18 protein-coding genes are annotated in these 19,377 nt (G+C 49.6%); 4 read left to right on the top strand and 14 right to left on the bottom strand.

Going from position 1 to position 19,377, the window contains the following annotated elements; genetic code table 11:
- Positions 1-169 precede the first annotated feature (169 nt).
- From MKY59_RS06235 to ligD, 3 genes are all read left to right on the top strand, one after another.
- Positions 170-1,267, top strand: coding sequence for an endospore germination permease (locus MKY59_RS06235; RefSeq protein WP_236415198.1), 1,098 nt, complete (start codon positions 170-172; stop codon positions 1,265-1,267).
- Between the two features lie 63 nt (positions 1,268-1,330).
- Positions 1,331-2,281, top strand: coding sequence for a DNA ligase (locus tag MKY59_RS06230; RefSeq protein WP_339276602.1), 951 nt, complete (start codon positions 1,331-1,333; stop codon positions 2,279-2,281).
- A 57-nt stretch (positions 2,282-2,338) separates the two neighbouring features.
- Positions 2,339-3,229, top strand: a complete 891-nt coding sequence (gene ligD / locus MKY59_RS06225) for a non-homologous end-joining DNA ligase (protein WP_236415200.1) — start codon at positions 2,339-2,341, stop codon at positions 3,227-3,229.
- Between the two features lie 58 nt (positions 3,230-3,287).
- Here ligD and MKY59_RS06220 read toward each other — a convergent pair whose 3' ends face one another.
- On the bottom strand, positions 3,288-4,196 hold the full coding sequence (locus MKY59_RS06220; RefSeq protein ID WP_236415201.1) for a YitT family protein: 909 nt from the start codon (positions 4,194-4,196) through the stop codon (positions 3,288-3,290).
- A gap of 342 nt (positions 4,197-4,538) precedes the next feature.
- Positions 4,539-5,978 carry a cardiolipin synthase gene (gene cls, locus MKY59_RS06215; protein WP_339276600.1) on the bottom strand — a complete coding sequence of 480 codons (1,440 nt, stop codon included), beginning with the start codon at positions 5,976-5,978 and terminating at the stop codon, positions 4,539-4,541.
- 302 nt (positions 5,979-6,280) lie between these two features.
- Here cls and MKY59_RS06210 point away from each other — a divergent pair, with 302 nt between their 5' ends.
- Positions 6,281-7,627, top strand: coding sequence for a hemolysin family protein (locus MKY59_RS06210; RefSeq protein WP_339276599.1), 1,347 nt, complete (start codon positions 6,281-6,283; stop codon positions 7,625-7,627).
- Between the two features lie 76 nt (positions 7,628-7,703).
- Here MKY59_RS06210 and MKY59_RS06205 read toward each other — a convergent pair whose 3' ends face one another.
- The 12 genes from MKY59_RS06205 to MKY59_RS06150 form a co-directional block, all read right to left on the bottom strand.
- Positions 7,704-8,783, bottom strand: coding sequence for an AI-2E family transporter (locus MKY59_RS06205; RefSeq protein WP_339276598.1), 1,080 nt, complete (start codon positions 8,781-8,783; stop codon positions 7,704-7,706).
- A gap of 168 nt (positions 8,784-8,951) precedes the next feature.
- Positions 8,952-9,734: an ABC transporter permease gene (locus MKY59_RS06200; RefSeq protein ID WP_339276597.1), complete on the bottom strand. Its 783-nt coding sequence runs from the start codon at positions 9,732-9,734 to the stop codon at positions 8,952-8,954.
- The gene (locus MKY59_RS06195; protein WP_339276596.1) at positions 9,727-10,635 is read right to left on the bottom strand and encodes an ABC transporter ATP-binding protein; all 909 of its coding nucleotides are present in this window, start codon (positions 10,633-10,635) and stop codon (positions 9,727-9,729) included. The genes MKY59_RS06200 and MKY59_RS06195 overlap by 8 nt, the downstream gene beginning before the upstream one ends.
- Before the next feature lie 32 nt (positions 10,636-10,667).
- A complete protein-coding gene (locus MKY59_RS06190; protein WP_236415212.1) occupies positions 10,668-10,847 on the bottom strand; it encodes a hypothetical protein in 180 nt (59 codons plus the stop codon).
- A gap of 358 nt (positions 10,848-11,205) precedes the next feature.
- Positions 11,206-11,715: a hypothetical protein gene (locus MKY59_RS06185; protein ID WP_339276594.1), complete on the bottom strand. Its 510-nt coding sequence runs from the start codon at positions 11,713-11,715 to the stop codon at positions 11,206-11,208.
- A 115-nt stretch (positions 11,716-11,830) separates the two neighbouring features.
- Positions 11,831-12,406, bottom strand: a complete 576-nt coding sequence (locus MKY59_RS06180; protein ID WP_339276592.1) for a VanZ family protein — start codon at positions 12,404-12,406, stop codon at positions 11,831-11,833.
- 14 nt (positions 12,407-12,420) lie between these two features.
- Positions 12,421-13,338, bottom strand: coding sequence for an LCP family protein (locus tag MKY59_RS06175; protein ID WP_339276590.1), 918 nt, complete (start codon positions 13,336-13,338; stop codon positions 12,421-12,423).
- 39 nt (positions 13,339-13,377) lie between these two features.
- Positions 13,378-14,709 (bottom strand): UDP-glucose/GDP-mannose dehydrogenase family protein, encoded by a 1,332-nt coding sequence (locus MKY59_RS06170; RefSeq protein WP_339276589.1) that lies wholly within the window; start codon positions 14,707-14,709, stop codon positions 13,378-13,380.
- A complete protein-coding gene (locus tag MKY59_RS06165) occupies positions 14,706-16,097 on the bottom strand; it encodes a sugar phosphate nucleotidyltransferase (RefSeq protein ID WP_236415221.1) in 1,392 nt (463 codons plus the stop codon). The genes MKY59_RS06170 and MKY59_RS06165 overlap by 4 nt, the downstream gene beginning before the upstream one ends.
- A 36-nt stretch (positions 16,098-16,133) precedes the next feature.
- The gene (locus MKY59_RS06160) at positions 16,134-17,096 is read right to left on the bottom strand and encodes a polysaccharide pyruvyl transferase family protein (protein ID WP_339276588.1); all 963 of its coding nucleotides are present in this window, start codon (positions 17,094-17,096) and stop codon (positions 16,134-16,136) included.
- Entirely contained in the window at positions 17,089-18,474 is a 1,386-nt protein-coding gene (locus MKY59_RS06155; RefSeq protein WP_339276587.1) for an oligosaccharide flippase family protein, read from the bottom strand. Before MKY59_RS06155 ends, MKY59_RS06160 begins: the two co-directional genes overlap by 8 nt.
- Positions 18,474-19,370 (bottom strand): glycosyltransferase, encoded by an 897-nt coding sequence (locus MKY59_RS06150; protein WP_290371441.1) that lies wholly within the window; start codon positions 19,368-19,370, stop codon positions 18,474-18,476. The genes MKY59_RS06155 and MKY59_RS06150 overlap by 1 nt, the downstream gene beginning before the upstream one ends.
- Positions 19,371-19,377 lie beyond the last annotated feature (7 nt).

Below are 19,377 nucleotides of genomic sequence, written 5' to 3'. Positions count from 1 at the left end.
ACGGCCCGAACGGGATTGCCTCTTCCTATTTGAAGAGCAGATCCTGTTCGGGCCTTTTAGCGCGGCCATGCAGCGTTCTTCATCGGTCAAATGAACTTGGCCTCATAATATTGGTCTCTTTGGCAAAGAATATAGGAATAACCGGATATACCCGCAAAGGAGAAGCCGTATGCTTGAAAATGGGCGTTTGACGGTAAGACAGCTTGCTGCATTGCTATTCATGTGCACGATCGGAGAACAAATTCTCTTGTTTCCGTCCATGATCACGTCGTATGCGCACGAAGATGCGTGGTTATCCGCCTTGCTCGGGGTCGCAGGTGGCACCGGCATTCTCGCTATCATGCTGCTGCTCCATGCAACGCAGCCGCAATTGAATCTGATACAGCATGCGCTGCAAAAGCTTGGTCCATGGTTCGGCGCCGTTGTCAGCTGCTTTTATTTGTTCTATTTCCTGATCGGCGCTTCCACCTTTGTGCGGGAACTTGGCGATTTCATGACTACGAATATCATGCGCCAATCTCCGCTCTTTGCCTTAAACCTGCTCTTTGTCGGTGCGCTTGCATGGGGTCTAATCTGTGGCATTGAATGCATAGGACGAGGTGCAGAGCTTTTTTTGCCGCTGGTCCTGCTGTTTTTGCTTATTTTGACGGTATGTATACTGCCTCAAGCCCATCTGAACAATATTACGCCAATCCTAGCTCATGGCTTGCTTGACCCTTTGAAAGGAATCTTTGCCGTATTGACCTACCCCTACTGCCAGCTATGCATTTTCATGATGGTGTTCCCCTATGCCAACCAGGGAGCGAATTTGAAAAAGGATGTTCTTCTGGCCGGCATCTTTGGCGGATTGTGGCTCACTCTTACGTTGACCATGTGCTTGCTTGTCTTGGGTTCCTTTATGACGGAGCATCAATGGTTTCCCGCCTACAATCTGTCGCGCAAAATAAACATCGGCAACTTCCTGCAACGAATCGAGGCATTCATCGCCTCTGTCTGGATGATCGCCGTATTTTTCAAAGGCATACTGTTCCTATATGGATTTCTTATGGGGCTGTCTTCCCTGTTTCGAATATCCAGCCATCGCCCCCTCATTTTGCCGGGAGCCTTAATGACAGTCTCCATGTCCATCCTGGTTGCTCCCGACGAAGAGTTCTATCTTAAAGACATTATCCCGTATTGGATCGATTGGGATATCACCTGCGGCATTGTTTTGCCTGTGCTGCTGCTTCTGATTCACCAGTTTAGGAGACGCTTGCGAAAAAGCTGATATCTGCAACGAATGCTCAAGCATCTTTTGCAAGGCAGCCCGTGTCGAAAGGAGGCTCACCCCATGTTACCCCCGATCATACCATTTGAACCCGTATTGAAGGAGCAGCTCCCGACCGGCCCCGACTGGATCGCCCAGATCAAATGGGATGGCGTCCGCATGCTGGCCTATGAGGATGGGGACGCTTTGAAATTGTTTAACCGTCGAAGGCATGAGCGAACGCTGCAATATCCGGAATTGACCGTCAAGCGCAATCTTTGTTCGGCACAAACCTATATTCTGGACGGAGAAGTGATTTCCCTTGATCCGGAAAACGGTACTCCTTCCTTCTATCACGTATTGCGGCGCGATCGCATGAGCAAACCGGACGTCATCTCCCAAATGGTTCATCAGCTTCCGATCGCGTACATGGTATTCGATATTTTGTACTGCAACGGACGGTGGGTAACCGACCAGCCGCTCGCGGACCGGCAGCGATTGCTTCACGACGTTCTGATCCCTTCCCCCCATGTGCAGGAAGTCGCGAATACGGACGATCCGGACACGCTGCTTGCCGTCATGCGCAAACACCGGATGGAAGGCATCGTTTGTAAGGATCTGCGCAGCACATACGGCATACAGGGCAAGGACGCGCGTTGGCAAAAAGTAAAAATCATGCATGACCTGTACGCCATGATCGGCGGGGTTACGTACAGGGACGGCATCGTCAATGCCGTCGCCGTCGGAGTGTATGACGGCCCTCATTTCGTCTATATCGGTCATGTCGGCACCGGCAGGTTGAATTCCGAAGCATGGCGCGATCTGACCCGACAAGTGGCGCCGCTCGTCAGGGAGGAACGACCCTTCAGCAACAGACCCGAACGAAGCGCCGAAACAACCTGGATCCAGCCGCAGATTGGCGTCAGGGTGCAGTATATGGAGCTGACCCACCATCGGACGCTAAGACATCCCAGCATCCAGGCATTCGCCGAGGTCACCCGGGAAGAATGCTCTGCGGATCAACTCCAAACGTAAGTGGCCGCAGATGGCACGGATCGACAAATCGCCCATGACTTTTGAGGAGGTACGAATATGGCTTCACCCATAAAAGGGACAATTACGGTAGAAGGCGTCGAACTGACCATTACCAATCCCGACAAACCCTTGTGGCCCGAAGTGGGGATCACCAAAGCGATGTACCTGCAAAAACTGGCCGGCCTCGCCCCGTTCCTGCTCCCCTATACCAAACAGCGCCTGCTTACAACCATTCGTTATCCGCACGGTGCGGGCGGTGAATTTTTTTATCAAAAAAACGTGCCCGAACCGGTGCCCGAGTTTGTGCATACCGAAATGCACGATGGCATCCGTTACGTCGTCATGAACGGTTTGCCCGAACTGCTATGGCTTGGCAATCTCGCGGCATTGGAGTTTCACCCCTCATTACATGCCGTAGGCAGCACGCTCCCGTGCGAATGGATGATCGATCTGGACCCTTCGCTGGAGGAAGAACCTCGCATCATGGAGGCTGCCTTGATCGTTGGCGAAACCCTCTCCTCTCTCGGACTGCAATCTGTGGCCAAAACGTCCGGTGCCACAGGGGTACAGATCATCGTGCCCATTCGGAAAGGAGTGACGTTTGATCAGCTTCGGATGATCGGCCACTTCGTCGGGAAATACGTCACCCAGAAGCATCCCGACCTATTCACGCTGGAGCGACTCAAAAAGGATCGCGGAGATCGGATTTATTTCGATTACCTGCAGCATTATGGCGGAAAAACGCTGGCAGCCCCATATACGCCCCGTTCCAAGCCCGAAGGGACCGTGTCCACGCCATTGACCTGGGATGAGGTTCGCAGTAACGTGTCCGTCAAAGCTTTTCATTTGCTCAATATTCTGGAACGCCTGCAGAAGACCGGCGATTTGATCGCCGCAATCGATCCTCAGCCGGTAGAACTGATACTGAAGCACCTCCAATCCAAATAGCCGATACCTGCATATGTGCAGATATCGGCTATTTTATCGATGTACGCGGACATAACCGCTAATGAATTCCCTTTTTCTTGAAGCGTCCGCCTTTCACGTCATGAATGTTGCCGATGGCTACGAACGCATGCGGATCCCAATCCTCAACGATGGATTTCATCTTTGCTTCCTCCAGACGGGTGATGACGACAAAAATGATTTTCTTCTCATCGCCGCTAAAACCGCCCTCTCCATCAAGGAACGTAACTCCGCGACCAAGGCGGTCGGTAAGGGCCGAACCGATTTCGCGATATTTTTCACTAATGATCCAAACCGATTTGGATTGCTCCAACCCTTCGTTCACGATATCGATCAGCTTCATTGCGATGTAGTAGGCGATCATGGAGTACAGCGCATTCGGCCAGCCAAACACGAAGCCTGCAGCCGCAAAAATAAAGATGTTGATGAACAGCACGATCTGTCCGACGGACAGCGGGGTTTTCTCGCTGAGCAGAATGGCCACGATCTCGGTTCCGTCCAGCGATCCGCCGGAACGAATGACCAGGCCGACGCCGGCGCCAAGAATCAGTCCGCCGAATACGGCGCCAAGTAAAGGCTCGCCCGGAGTCAATGCGGGAACATGGTGCAATAACGTGGTACTGATTGACATGGCCACGATCCCCAGCAGCGTGGACAAGGCAAACGTTTTGCCGATTTGTCTGTATCCGAGTAACAGGAACGGCAAGTTAAGCAGTGTCAAGAAAATCCCGAGTGGCAAGCCGGTCAGTTCCGACACCATGATGGAAATGCCCGTAACCCCTCCATCAATAACGCCATTGGGCACCAGGAACACTTCCAGTGCGACGGCCATTAGCACCGCACCAATGAGAATCATGACAATCCGCTGCAGAAGCTTCAATGTGAACACAGAGCCTTTCACGCTGCGGTCCGGCTTGGATGTAATTTCTTTAACTGTTACATTGGACATGCTTTCCCCCCCATTTGGTCAGTATGTGAATCCATTTCATAAATCATTTAACTACTGCACGGGGGGTCTACATATAAAACAACAAATGGGTTGGACTTTATACGCACCCTGAAGAGCAACTAAAAGCTATATGAAATGGATTCAAAATGTCTTAATTCCGATGGCAATTGCCAAAAAAGAGCAAAAGGGAGCCTGCTATCATTCAGACTCCCCCTCCTTCGCCAAGACATCATTTGTTATCACCATTATATCATAAAAGATCAAATTTGAGCAAAATAGTTAGAAAAAAAGAGATAAATTCACAAAAAGTGAATTTATCTCGTGAAATCAGGTCTAAAACGGCTAAAGCAGCGGAGAAAGCATCCGAGACAGCATTTCCATCCCTTTTTGTCGCCAAGAACGCCGTACAAAGGCCTTGATCTCGATTTCACTGCTTTCGCTTAGATCCTGCTTAAAATCCTCCAATAACCGGGTTATCGGCTCCGCATCGAACAACACCGCCATCAGTTCAAAGTTGCAAAAAAAACTGCGCATGTCGATATTGGCCGTGCCGACGGTAGCCAGCAAATCGTCCACGATCATTACTTTGGCATGCACGAATCCTTTGCGGTATTGGAAAAACCGTACCCCGGCAAGAAGCAGTTCCTCCACGTAGGAAAGCGAGGCCAGGTGAACCAGCAAGGAATCCGATTGGTAAGGAATGAGAATGCGCACATCCACCCCGCTGACGGCGGCCGTTTTAAGGGCCTCGAATAGCGCAGGGTCGGGAATAAAATAGGGGGTTGTGAGGTAAATGCGGTCGCATGCCACCGACATGGCGCTAAAACACATCTCCTGAATGGCATCCCAATTCTGGTCCGGGCCGCTGCTCAATATTTGAACGCGCTCCTTTCCTTGGCAATCATGCAGCGGGAACAGCTCGGATAACCCGGGTTCGGCAATTTGTTCGCCGGAGGCCAGCTTCCAGTCATTCAAAAACGTATTCTGCAAAAAATAGACGGCGTCCCCTTCGAGCTGGACGTGCGTGTCCCGCCAATGTCCCATTTTCGGATACTGGCCTAAATAGTCGTCACCCACGTTGATCCCGCCCACGAACCCCACCTTGCCATCCACGATGACGATTTTCCTGTGGTTACGATAGTTGATGCTCCGATCGATCGTGGCGATCATCGGCGGGAGGAAGAAGTGAAATTCAACCCCGGCTTGCCGCAGCTTTTCGGAAAAGTCCCGACTAAGGGCATGGCTTCCGAGACCGTCGCAGATGAACCGCACCTTCACGCCTTCGCGAGCCTTGCGGATCATGACGTTCTGGAATTGGGCCCCGATGACGTCATCCCGAAAAATATAAAACTCCACGTGCAAGTGATGCCGCGCTTTTTCCATCTCGCTGAGCATGGCAGCATACGTCTCTTGCCCATTGGTCAACACCCGGCTCCGGTTGCAGCCGGTAATCGGACTTTCCGAGAGCCGGGTCAACAAATTGAACAACCGCTGCTGGTTCTGAAACCGGCCCTCAGGCATCTGGTCGATCCTTTCAACGATGGCAGCCTGGGTCCATAACCTTCCCCGGATTGCCCGAAAAATGCGCGAGCCGCCCCTGCGCAGTTTTTTGCGTTTTCTGTAATCCTGGGCCACGAAATAATACACGATGAATCCGATCAAGGGCACGCAAAACAAAATAAACAACCAGGCGACCGCCTTGGCCGGATTACGAAACTCCAGCAGCAAGATCGTTGCAGCTTGAAATATGAATATGAGTAAAATAATGACCAACCAGAACATATAACCTCCCCCTCGGCGACGAGCATCCTGCCTGCCCAACGTTCAATTCCCCTAGCTTTGACAACATTTCCCGGAGGTAATCATGGTTACCCCATAACGGTTTTACCCATAACAGCATTTTGGACAAGAAAACCGCGGTCCAAACCGCCCGCAGCACCATCACGCTGGAATGGAAACGCCGGGATGTCTGTTATGACTGTGTTGTCCCATACATATAAATGTGACCCAAAAAGTGGTCTTTTGCCTCGCAATTCGATATAATATTCGTTAAAACTTATTACTTCAAAGGAGAAGAGTAGTGAATGGACAGTGAGAGGTATGCGTTAAATTTAGTATTGGTTGCGATTTTGATAGGGTTTTCGGCATTTTTCGTCGCAGTGGAATTTGCATTGGTTCGCGTCCGCTCAAGCCGGATCGACCAAATGATTGCGGAAGGAAACAAACGAGCCATGGCCGTCAAACAGGCTGTTGCCAACCTGGACGGTTACTTGTCCGCGTGCCAGCTCGGCATTACGATTACGTCGCTGGGACTCGGTTGGCTGGGTGAGCCGACGGTAGAAAGCCTCCTTCATCCATTGTTCGAAGCGATGCGCATCCCTGAAGCCATTGCAGGATTTCTGTCGTTCGTGATCGCGTTCGTAACGATCACTTACCTGCATGTCGTGGTAGGTGAGCTTGCTCCTAAAACGATTGCCATCCGCAAAGCCGAAACCGTTGCGCTGCTGACTTCGGGACCTATCATCTGGTTCAACCGAATTATGTATCCTTTTATCTGGCTGTTGAACGGCTCCGCGAATCAACTGGTCAAGCTATTCGGCATCAAACCCGCTTCCGAGCATGAAGAAGCACACTCGGAGGAAGAATTGCAGATTATTATTAACGAAAGCTTCGAAAGCGGCAAAATCAATCAAAGCGAATTTGGTTACGTGAGCCGGATCTTCGCTTTTGATGAAATGCTGGCCAAAGAAATCATGGTACCCCGAACAGACATGGTCTGCCTTTATTTGAATAAAACAAACGAAGAAAACCTGGATATCATTCGCCAGGAACAATATACACGTTTTCCCGTCGTGAACGAGAGCAAGGACGATATCATCGGGATCATCAATACGAAGCAATTTTTCCTGGAATTGTATGGCAACGATGCCCCCGTCGATCTGTCTTCCCTGATTCAGCCCGTGTCGGCCGTGCATGAAACAACACCGGTCAAGGACCTGTTGAAAAAAATGCAAAAAGACGGCGTGCACATCGCCGTCCTGGTCGACGAATATGGCGGCACCTCGGGGATCGTAACGATTGAGGACGTGCTTGAACAGATCGTCGGCGAGATCCGTGACGAATTCGATGCGGATGAAGTCGAGGATATTCAAATCATTAACGAGAACTATGTGATCCTGGACGGCAAGGTGTCCTTGTCCAAGGTCAATGACATGTTCATGTCGAACCTGGATGCCGATGAATGGGACACGATCGGCGGCTGGCTTTACAGTCATCGCCCGGAAATGGACGAGCAGGAAGAATACGAATTCGAGAATTTGACCTTTGTCCTGCTGGAAAAGGATAAAAATCGCTTCTATAAAGTTGCGGTTGTTCCGAAAGAAGCGATCACGCTTCCCGGATATACCAACGATGAACACGCGGAAGCATAATCCGCGCCATGCCCTTGCAGGGCAAGCAAAAGAGCAGTCCCTTGAGGGATTGCTCTTTTGCTGTGCCTTTCTTTCCTCAGCTGGGATGCTCCGCCCGTTCTTCCACCACCCGCTGCTGCAGCTTCCTGAGTATGATCTTGAGGATCATGTAGAGCGGGATAATGATGATCATGCCCAGAATGTTCCACAGATCGGCGCCTACCAGTAACAGAATGACCGTTGTAAGCGGGTGAATATCCAACTGTTTCCCATAGACATAAGGCGAGATAAGATTATCCTGGATTTGCTGGGCGACCACGATGATCACGAGCGACCAGATCGCCATCGAAGGCGATTCGATGAACCCTACGATCACAACGGGCACCGCTGCAAGCAGCGCCCCAACGTACGGGATGAAGTTCAGGATAACGGATACTACGGTCAACAGCAGCGCATAGGGCAGGCCGATGATGACAAACCCGATGTACATCAGAATGCCTAACGCCACGTTGACGATAACGCGGCCCACGATATAACCGCTCAGCGCCTCGTCAATTTCATGAATGGCCTCTTCCCCGTCCTTGCGATAGGCCCTTGGCAGCAGCATCGTCAGGTTCGTCCCGAATTTGCTGCCTTCCTTCAACATGTAATACAGCATGATCGGAAACGTCGCGAGCACGATGACCACGTTGGATACTACCGTAAACAACCCCGAGACGTAATCAGACACTTGCGTGATTCCCTCGCTGAGGTAATCCGAAATTTTAGCCAATATCTCGCCGTCGTCGGGAAGGTATGCGGACAAGAAACGGTTGTTCTTCAGTTCCCCCAATTGGTTGCTTAGCGAGGTTACCAGCGAAGGCGTATCTTCAACGAAATTCCAAAGCTGCTCCCTCAGCGAAGGCCAAACGAGCACGCTGAAACCACCCAATACGAGGGCGATGGCGGTATAAATGAGCAGCACCGCGATGGAACGCTTGATATTGTGATTTTCCATGAAATCCACCAGCGGACGGAGCAAATAATAGAAAAAACCCGCTACGAGCAGCGGTACGATCACGATGTGCAGCAGTGACGTCAGGGGACGAAAGATGAAGCTTACTTTATCCCCCAAATATACGATGAGCAGCAGCAGCAGGATTGCCGAGCAAATCCGATAAAATTTGTGATTGATCAACGGGTTCACTCCCTCCATATGCTGCCCGGCCGAGAGGCCATCGGCGGTCATCCGCTTTTTTTATGTACGCGTACTACCTATGTACCCCAAAATCCGGGCCATGCCACATAGCAGGCGTTCCGCTTCCGTCGGCAAAATCGCAAAAAAAGGCAAAAAAAAGAGGCAGGCTTATGTGCCTGCCACATCTCTTCTTGTGAATACGACCCACGATATAACCATGAATACGATGTAATATACAGCGAGGACCGTTACGGAAAATCCGAGTGTCATGCCTGAAGATCCGCCGCCAAACAAGCTCAGTTCCGAGGAATCCGTCATGTATCTGCTAAGGTCCATATTGTTGAACAGAATGTACTTGGCCCAGCCGTAACGCTCCGGGCTAAAGATCAGCGAGAAAATGCCCTGCGTGAACATAATGAATAGCGATAGCCCGATCGCAAGCGCGCCGGAACGGAATACCGAAGAAACCATGAAAGCGATGGCCAGAGTAATGAACAGGTCCACATATTGATATCCCCACATCGCCCAAGCATCCCCCGCTGTCACATTGCCTCCGCCGCCAAAGAGAATGAACGACATGCCCAGCGTCAGCAAAATCAGGATCAATGTGCTGAGCACGCTGAACGCGATCACGCTAACGTATTTGGATGCCAGAATCTTGCTTCGCGACCATGGACGAATGAGCAGCAGTTTAATCGTGCCCCACGTAAATTCACCGGCAACCGTCTCCGCGGCGATCACAACCGAGAAGATTGTATTCAGGAAAAACAACAACTGAACGGTCGTCAGCGCCGCTTCCAAGGCAGACATGTTCTCTGCGCCGATGCCTTCCTTGAACAGGACGGGCATGAACAATGCCAATGCCGCCAGAATGGACAGCATGATCCATGTGCGGGCACGGCGATAGATTTTCATGTTTTCGTTCATCACCAGATTTCCGAAGTTACCCAATGCCCCCACCTCCGGTTACTTGCAAAAATTGATCCTCAAGCGTTGCCGCCACATGACGAATGCCGTAAACGTGAATGCCTTCCCCGACCAATTTCGCATTCAGGGCCGGGATCTGTTCCCGTGTCAGACGGACAACGAGCGCCTGTCCTTGAACGACAGCTCCGTCCACCAGCATGACGGCCCGCTGCACATCATCGACCTCGAACGCAATCTCTGCCATGGCGTCGGCTTCCGCTTCTGCTCTGAGGTTTCTTACGTCGACCAATTTGCCATTCTGAATAATGGCTACCGTGTCACACATCAGCTCCATTTCGGACAGCAAATGGCTGGAAACAAAGACGGTCGTACCCTCTTCACGGCTGAGCTGCCGCAAATAATCCCTTAATTCGCGAATTCCCTGCGGATCCAGTCCGTTGGTCGGCTCGTCCAGAATGAGCAGCTTGGGTCTATGCAGGATGGCCTGTGCAACCCCAAGACGCTGACGCATGCCCAGGGAGTACGTTTTGACGCGGTCGTGGATGCGGGCAGTGAGCCCTACACGCGCAACGGCTTCATCAATTCTTTCTTTCGTAACTCCCGGGGACATTCGCGCAAAATGCACCAAGTTATGATATCCGCTCAGAAACTTGTACATTTCCGGATTTTCCACAATGGCTCCCACGTTGGCCACAGCCTTCTCGAATTCATCCTTAACGCTATGCCCGGAGATGAAAATATCTCCCTTGCTAATGGACATCAATCCAACCATCATGCGAATGGTCGTTGTCTTCCCCGCACCATTGGGGCCCAAAAAGCCAAAAACCTGGCCTGGAGGAATATCCAAGGTCAGGTCGCTCACCAACGTTCGGGAAGAGATGATTTTGCTGACGCCCTGTATGCGCACTACCGGCTCCTGCTGCATGTCATACCTCCCTATTTCACGGGCTTGGTCTCTCAAGCCCGCTTTTCATATGAATCCAGTGTATCATAATTTTTGTCATATTGTCCTGAGAATTGGTTGATCCCTTGACTTTTCCCGTGATTCAGGCAGGTTTCGCAGCATCCAAGCGGCATTTCACTTCGGTAGAAGCCGGTGCGAAAAACCTGATCCCTCCTGCAGCCTTTTTCTTTCATTTCGACGAAGCCTCCAGCAACCGACACAATGATCCCACAGCTGACACAGTAAAAGCGGCTCGATTCGATCAATGAAATTCCTTCCCCTCGCATGAGCTTATGAACGTCCCAGTTTTTTGTCGTTAGGCGCAGAAATTTGATACATTTTGTATCTAAGTCGTAATTTACTGGACATACGAACTATTGTCAAGGGCTTGCAGGCATAAAAGGCAAATAAAACACAAAAAAAGCTCCATAAATGCGACCAAAGTCTCGCATTTATGGAGCTTTCAGGAGAGAAAAATGTTACATTATGATGCAATATATAGATGCATATCAATTGCTTTTTTTGAAGATGATCCATCCTTACAACAAGCGATTATCCGTTCCCCTCACGTTCAGCCTCTTTTTGCGGATAATACCAAAGCATCGTCCACTCATCTCCGTCTTTCACTGCGTAACAATTCTGGTCAATGCTGAACTGGCCAAAAGTCCCTTCATACTTCATAGTAGCCTTCACCCGATAAGCTTCATCGAAAGGTTCGGCTCCGCCGACAATAACAACGTCAAACTGGCGTTCAGGCTTCCCCACCTCCAAATCGAAGGTTTCCACTCCAAAATGCTGCATAAAGATGTGCGCTCTGGATTGCAAGTAAGCGCTTTTGGAGAAACGCTCCTTCATCAACGGATGAAACAGCTCCCACGAGCTGCCGAAATCCCCAGCCTGTTCATATTCATAAAATTGTTGAACGAGAGCTACTGCCTCTTCCGGTGCAGCTGCCTTGAAAAGAGCTGGAAGCGTTCGGCCGATCAGCCAGATCAACACGACTACAACGGCAATAAAACCGATCTTCTGAAGCAGCATCATCCGGTTTCTTTTTCGCAGCATGCAGGCTCCCCCTTATCTACTTCATTCATACTTATGATGAATGAAGGACAAGTAGAAGGAGCATTGTGCGCATTTCCTGGGAAATCATCGTTGCTTCAGGACAAACGATCGAAGCCTATTGCCGCTTTTTCCTAAAAAGGGACCTGCCCCCCACCCAGATCAAAATGCCGGCTGCGCCCCCAAGAAGGTCCACTCCAACGTCGCGAACAGATGAAGTTCGATCCTTGGAAAACTGCTGTATGTACTCATCCGTGCCTGCAATGGCTGCAACGACGATCAATGAGATCATTGCACATTTGGCCCAATGCACGTTCCTGTAACGCAAGCTCGCATAGACCAATATCCCCAGGACAGCATACACGAACAGATGCGCAGTCTTCCGGAACATAAATTCGACAAATTCGTAGGGCTGCTGCCTTAAAGAGTAAGAACGATCACCGTAATGGAAGGCAATGTCCGGAAACGATATTTTCAACCGCAAATGTTCTGCCCAGCTGTGCAACCAAGGCTGAATGCTCTGCTGTTGATAGGTTTGCATGGAGAAGGACCAGATCAGCATGATCCAGCCCAGGATAAACAATAACCACAGAATATAACCGAACGTTCTCCGGCGCTTGTAACCGTTGCTTTTGACTCGCCTTCTTTTTTTGCGAGCACCCTCCTCTGCAATGATGGGTATCACCACTTTCATTAGCCCTCTGCACGTTATTTTTCTGCGTATTCCTCAAGAATTCCACGAATCCGGTCCCGTTCGGCCTGGTCCACGATATAGTAATAAATGCCGTCTATTTTTTCGCCCTTGCCTTGAATTTCAACCGTGTCGATCGTTCCCAAATCACTGCGATATTCGAACAAAAGCTCTTTCATTTCATCAAATGTCAGGTCGGTTCTGACATGGGTTCCCAACTCTTCGAGCACCGAATGCAAATTCATGACGCTTGAAACCTGCAGCGAATTTTGAAACACGCTTTTCAACACTTCGCGCTGCCTTTCATTGCGCCCAAGGTCTCCTTTTGGATCATCATAACGCATTCTTGAGTAACCGAGGGCAGCCGAACCGTCCAAATGGATATTCCCCTTCTCATAGCGCATCCCGTCATAATCAAAAGCAAATGGATTATTCACGTCGACCCCACCCACCAGGTCGATAATCCGAGCAAACCCTTCCATATCCACTTTCATGTAATAATGGATCGGAATGCCCAAAAATTGTTCGATGGTTCGAATCGACATGTCCACTCCACCGAACGCATACGCATGATTGATTTTGTCCTCTGTGCCATGTCCGACAATCTCCGTTCTGGTGTCTCTCGGAATATTGAACAAAAGCGCCTTGTGTTTGGCCGGGTTGACGCTTAATACAATGATTGTATCGGATCGTCCCGAATCATTGGGTCTCTCATCTACCCCAAGAATCAGCGCGTTGAACGGCTCCTTGCTGTTTAGATCTACCGGAAGGCCTCCACCTTTATCTGTAATGGATACCGGCTTGACCGGATTGCGCGGTTCATAGATTTGCTCAGCGGTGGACTTAACGGACTGATACAGGTAGATGCCATACCCCGCCGTGCCCAGAATCAATAGGGAAAACGTCCATATGGTGATTTTTAGCCACTTTTTCATAAGTTTGCCCTCGCTCATACTCGATTGTGGATGAACTCGTTAAATGATTGCCGCTGTTTTTCCTTGAATGCGGACCAGCCCCGGACGGCCAACCGAATAATATTGCAGGTCTGATGCCAGAATTTGTTCCGGGCCATACAGATTGCGTCCATCAATCATAATGGGTTCTTTCATCACATGGACCAGGTCCTGCAAATCAACTTTGGAAAATTCCTTCCATTCGGTCAACACGCACAACGCATCCGTATCCCTCGCTGCCTGCAAAGCATCTTCGCACCACTGAATCGAAGCAATTTCGACTTCTTTGCGGAAGTTAGGCATCGCGATCGGATCATACACTTTGATGACTGCCCCGGCATCATGAAGATAGTTGATGATATCGATTGCCGGCGCCTCCCGCACATCGTCCGTGTCCGGTTTGAATGCAAGTCCCCAAATGCCAATCGTTTTACCTTGGAGCGACCCGGCAGCCTCTTCCAGTTTGCGAATGACTTGAAAGCGTTGGTCCTGGTTGACTTGCACGACGGACTTCAACAAGCGGAAATCGTAATCAACCATGTCCGCAATCTGGATCAGGGCTTGGGTATCTTTGGGAAAGCATGAACCACCATAGCCGATTCCCGCCTTCAGGAAGGCGGATCCGATCCGTTTGTCATACCCCATGCCTTCGGCCACGCGAGTGACGTCAGCGCCTACTTTTTCGCAAATATTCGAAATTTCATTAATGAACGAAATTTTGGTTGCCAGGAAAGCATTGGATGCGTATTTGATCATTTCGGCAGAGCGGATGTCCGTGATGATGATATTGTCCGTTAACGGACGATGAAGCTTTTTGAGCGTTTTGATGACCCGATCGCTGTCCGTTCCGATCACGATGCGATCCGGATGCAGCGTATCCTTTACGGCCGACCCCTCCCGCAAAAACTCAGGGACCGAAGCCACGTCAAAAGGTTGACCGCTGATGCTGCTGATCAAGTCTTTCACGCGATCATTCGTGCCGACGGGGACGGTGCTTTTGGTCACCACGATTTTATAATTTTTCATGTGGGATCCGATTTCCAGCGCCACCTGCTCAACAAAACTCAGATTGGCTTCTCCATTTGGCAGGGGAGGCGTGCCTACCGCAATAAAAATGATATCGGATTGGTCCATGGCTTCGGCAATATCCGACGTAAAGGATAATCGGCCTGCTTTCATGTTGGATTGCATCAGTTCTTGAAGACCTGGCTCGTAGATCGGCACGCCGCCGTCATTGAGCATATCAACCTTGGCTTGATTGTTGTCCACGCAGATGACCTTGTTGCCGATTTCCGAAAAGCATACTCCTGACACAAGACCGACATATCCCGTTCCAATCACCGCTATGTTCATCTTCTTCTCCCCCAGTTCACGCAATTTTGGATAATTTCAGCCCATTCCGTCTCGATGCGGACAATGTCTTCTTCCACCAATTCGCTGCCCATCTGCACTTCAATGATTTCAAGCTCGGTTACAGCTTTTACGCTATGCATGCACCCTAACGGGATGACGATATTGTCCCCCTGGGAAATTTTCATCAGGTCGCCGTCAAGTATGAATTCTCCCTGACCCGACACAACTGTCCACACTTCATTCCGTTTCAAATGATACTGATAGGACAAATTTTTGCCGGCACCGATCACGATGCGTTTCGTCAACACCTCATCGCCGTCCGCATTTCGCGTATAGTCCAGCACCCGGTAACAACCCCAGCGGCGCTCCTCGTACATGGGCCGGTCATTGCGGTCTTTCAATACCTCTTTGACCTGGGGGCTGGCCTCTTTCTCGCTGACAAGAATGCCATCCGGGCTCGTTGCCACAATGAGATTGGATACGCCAAGCACGCATACGGGGATATTCAATTCATTGATGAGATGAGTGTTGATCGAATTTCCGGTCATGACGCCCGGCCCAACAATATTGGTGCTCATTTCGTCCGTCAGTGTGTTCCATGTGCCGAGGTCCTTCCAGTACCCATCGTATGGGGTGACCACAATGTGACCGGATTTCTCGACAACCTGGTAATCAAAGCTGATTTTTTCCAGCCTGTCATATTGCTTGAGCATCTCCTCGTACTGGATGGGTAGTTCAAGGGAAATCAGGAGATTGATCAGGTAATTCAGGTTGAATGCAAAAACCCCGCAATTCCAAAGCGCAGATTGTTGAATCATCTCTGCCGCTTCGGCTTCGCGGGGTTTCTCCTGGAAACGCAATACTTTCGTATATGGAGCATGCTCATTCTCCACTTCTTTGGGGCCGGGAATGATATACCCATACTTTTCGGAAGGATATGTCGGTTTGACGCCGATCAAAGCCAGTTCCGCTTCGGATTGGTTTAGTATGGACTCAAGTTCGGTCACTTTATGAAAAAAGGTCTCTTCCACATAGGGGTCTACCGGAAGTACAGCCACAGTCTCATTCAGGCTGACACCCTTGACCGAATACAGATACACGGCTGCCAATGCAATAGCCGGGAAGGTGTCTCTGCGCTCCGGTTCTACAACGAGGTCCACTTCCTCTCCCAATTGGCTGCGTAAAATCTCAACCTGAGGTTTGCTTGTTGCAATAGTGGCCGATTCGCTTAACCCGGTATGCTGCAGCTGTCTCCATACACGCTGAACCATCGATTCGGCCTGCCCATTGGGGCCTTCCAGCACTTTCAGAAATTGTTTGGAGCGTGTGTCATTGGACAACGGCCATAACCGTTTGCCGGACCCGCCGGAAAGAAGTACGATTCTCATAACGTAGTCACTTCACTCCTTATTTTATCCCTTTTTTTAAACCGTGACGGTTTCTTTGTATCCATGATCCAAGGACATATTGCCTTTGGCGGAGCCGGCCATATTCGCCGTGTTCACCTCATGTGTCCATAGCTGGTAGTAGCCTGAATTCTTTCCATACGAATTATCTATCAAGATATTTGACTTTGCCATCAGGCAGGACAAAATATGTCCATGCAACCGGGAGGTATGAATCATTTCGTATTGGGCGAAGAGCCGAACAGCCTTGCGTACCAGGTAGTCGCTGTACACGTTCCAAGCAAACTGCAGCAGCTTTCTTGCTCTTCGTTTACGGAGAGCGTTCGCCATCAAAAATATCATCTTTTTCTCGTATCTGTTATACAATGATGCCCAATCTACAGTGTCGCCTTGGACAACGATATCCGACTGTTCTGCGTTGGTTTCAATATCGGTTCTCAAGAAGTTCAGTTTCGCCTTTTTCGCGGTGATCGGGGTCTGAATCTTCCATAATTGATGCGCCATATCCGGAAGAAGCCCTACGTGAGCGCGGGTGAAATATGTGGTCGCCAGCTTATAAGAAGATTCATCCCGAGTATATACATACAGATTACTGTGCCGATTGAATAGTTCTGCGGTCTTTTGCAGGTTGGCTACATCCTTGTAGAAAATCGTTTGGGGCAATATGACGATTTTATTTCTTGGATACTTTTGGACTACAAGTTCCCTGAGTCTTTGGTGCGAATCATATAAATCGCCGAAATTCCCTCCTCCGCTCATCACAATGATATGGTCTTCGGGGATCCTGACATCTTCGTGAAAATCGTGTACGCTATACGAATCTGTGACTTGGATGTCATTGCTTTTAAAAAAAGCCAACGCCCCCTTCATAATTAGCAGGTCCCCGCCATTGCTATAGACCGGATAGTCCAAATAAAAGATCTTTGATTTTGGAGGGATCGCCTCCAAAAGCTGTGAAAGCCGTTGTTTCAGCTCATCCATGGGATGAGTCCGTTGCACGTTTGGCATCTTTCCGAGCTCCTTTGAATGGATTTTTCTCTCTGAAGGTTTGTTTCAAGAACGGGATATCCTTGGAATCATAGATCATGCTATGCAAGGGCAGCTTGAACAGAATGGAGATCGATATCAGGGACATCAGGATACGAACAAATGAGCCGACGAGCAAGGCAATTGCAATCCCCAGCAAGCCAAACGTGGGCGTAAGCACAAAAAATAGCGCAATCGTCACGGATAGCGCAATAACCTGTCTCAGCACGATGACCCCTGGCCTCCCAAGCGCATTAAACGCCGAGGCCAAAATCCATGAACCTCCGCCTACGATGCATTCAAGTGAAAGCAAGTAGAAGACGCCGCTGGCCTGCAAAAATTCCGGCCCAAACAGGAGACCAATAAAAAAACGACCAATAAACATGCTTGGCAATACTATAATCGTCATCAGCACCATGCTGATTCGAAAAGCTCTGCCGACCAGCAGCAATACCCGTTCTTTTTCCATGCCTGCCACTTTCGGAAAGATCACGTTGGTTATCGCATTTTGTACGACATTAAACATTCTCGAAAGAGCATACACGACGGAATACAGGCCAAAATCGCGTGGAGTAAGCAATGCTACAATGATGATCTTGTCGAATTGGGTATAGAGCGTACCTAGCAATTCAACGCCATACACCCGAATGCCGTAACTGAACAAGTGCACGCAAGCCTTGAATCGGTGCATGAATTGGCCAGCCGAGTCGAGGATTTGGCTTCTCATCATATACATGTAGACCGCAAGTACAAGAAACGAAGATGCCAGACTGACAATAATGGCCCGCTCTACGGTCAGCGTTCCTGCGATCCACAAGGCTACCAGCCCCAGAAGATTGATCAAAGGAACGAGCAGCCTCGACAAATTGTATACATGGAATCGTTCCGTGCCTTGGGCGGCTGCGGCCAAGACACCTGTCAAAAGCAGAACAGGAACCATAAGAACCGTATACCATTTCGCTAAAGATACTACCGAATCCGAATATCCGGTTAACCATGAAGAGACTCCGATCCAGCTGACGATTCCGATGATCAGACTGATCGGCAGCTGAACTGCAAAGCTCATGCCAATATAGGTTGAGAGCTGATTTTGGTTCTTCTTCACGTTATAAATCAACGATGTCGGCAGCCCGAATGCCGCAATACCAGACAAAAACGCCGGCCAGAACAGCACGGCGGCCAGTTCCCCCTTCCCCGCAGCTCCGAACATGCGAGCGGTCAGGATGGAAGTAAGCGTCGTTACAGCCATAATGGCAATGTTCGCAAAACTGGTCATGAGAATCGTTTGGAGCATGCTGTTCGATCTTGGGGACTTTGCAGCGACTAGGCTCATCAGGCGTTCATCCCTTTGCTTTTCCGAAATGAACCCACGATCGTGCCATTGCGATAAGAAATTTTGACCATTTGGCTAGTTACTTTTTTTACATTGTTCACCGAAAGCAACATAAGCACCAGTGCCTGTGCAATTCTTATCACATGTTTGAAGATTCCCCACGCACTTTTTCTGTACCGCGTTGCGTCACTGATTCCCTGCCAATACATCCGTCTTAACAGCCAGCGTTTGTTCAATCGACTTTTAGAAATTTTATGTTCTACGACCGCAAACGGACTGTAATAAATTTTGTGCTCTAATCGGACACGGCTAATCAGTTCGCTCTCTTCACTTGACATCAAGTTAGTTCCTACGCGTCCCAAATCCACTCGAAACGGCTGGATCTTCTCGAATATGTTTTTCCGGAACGATACGTTCGCGCCAAACGGGATATGTGGAGCCTGCATCTCTACTACATGATCTGAAAAATCCATAACCGTATACAAACTCACGATATCGTCCGGTATCCAGTCCGGCTTGCCTCCTTCCCAAAGAGGGATGATCTTTCCGCCAACGCAACCGATCGCAGGATCCTTATCGAATATTTTTAGGACTTCATCGATCCAGGATGGAAAAGCAAGAGCATCATCGTCCAAAAACAGGATAAATTCACCTTTCGCTTCTTCAATTGCCCTGTTCCTTGCATAAGACAATCCTAATTGGGGTTCGAAAATATATCTTACATTCGAAGGAAATTGCATGGAATCAAACAATTCCTTGGTATTATCTGTAGAACGATTATCTATGACCAAAATTTCAAATTCACTCTGTTCCGTGTCTCCTCTCAAGACACTATCCACAGCCTGCATGGTGTCATTCCCTCTGTTATGCGTACATATGGCTACTGACGCCCTCATGTCCTCA

This window comes from Paenibacillus sp. FSL W8-0426, assembly GCF_037969725.1.
GTDB classification, from domain to species: Bacteria; Bacillota; Bacilli; order Paenibacillales; family Paenibacillaceae; genus Paenibacillus; species Paenibacillus hubeiensis.
Note: the sequence above shows the minus strand (reverse complement) of the source record. Positions and strands in the feature narration are given on the sequence as shown.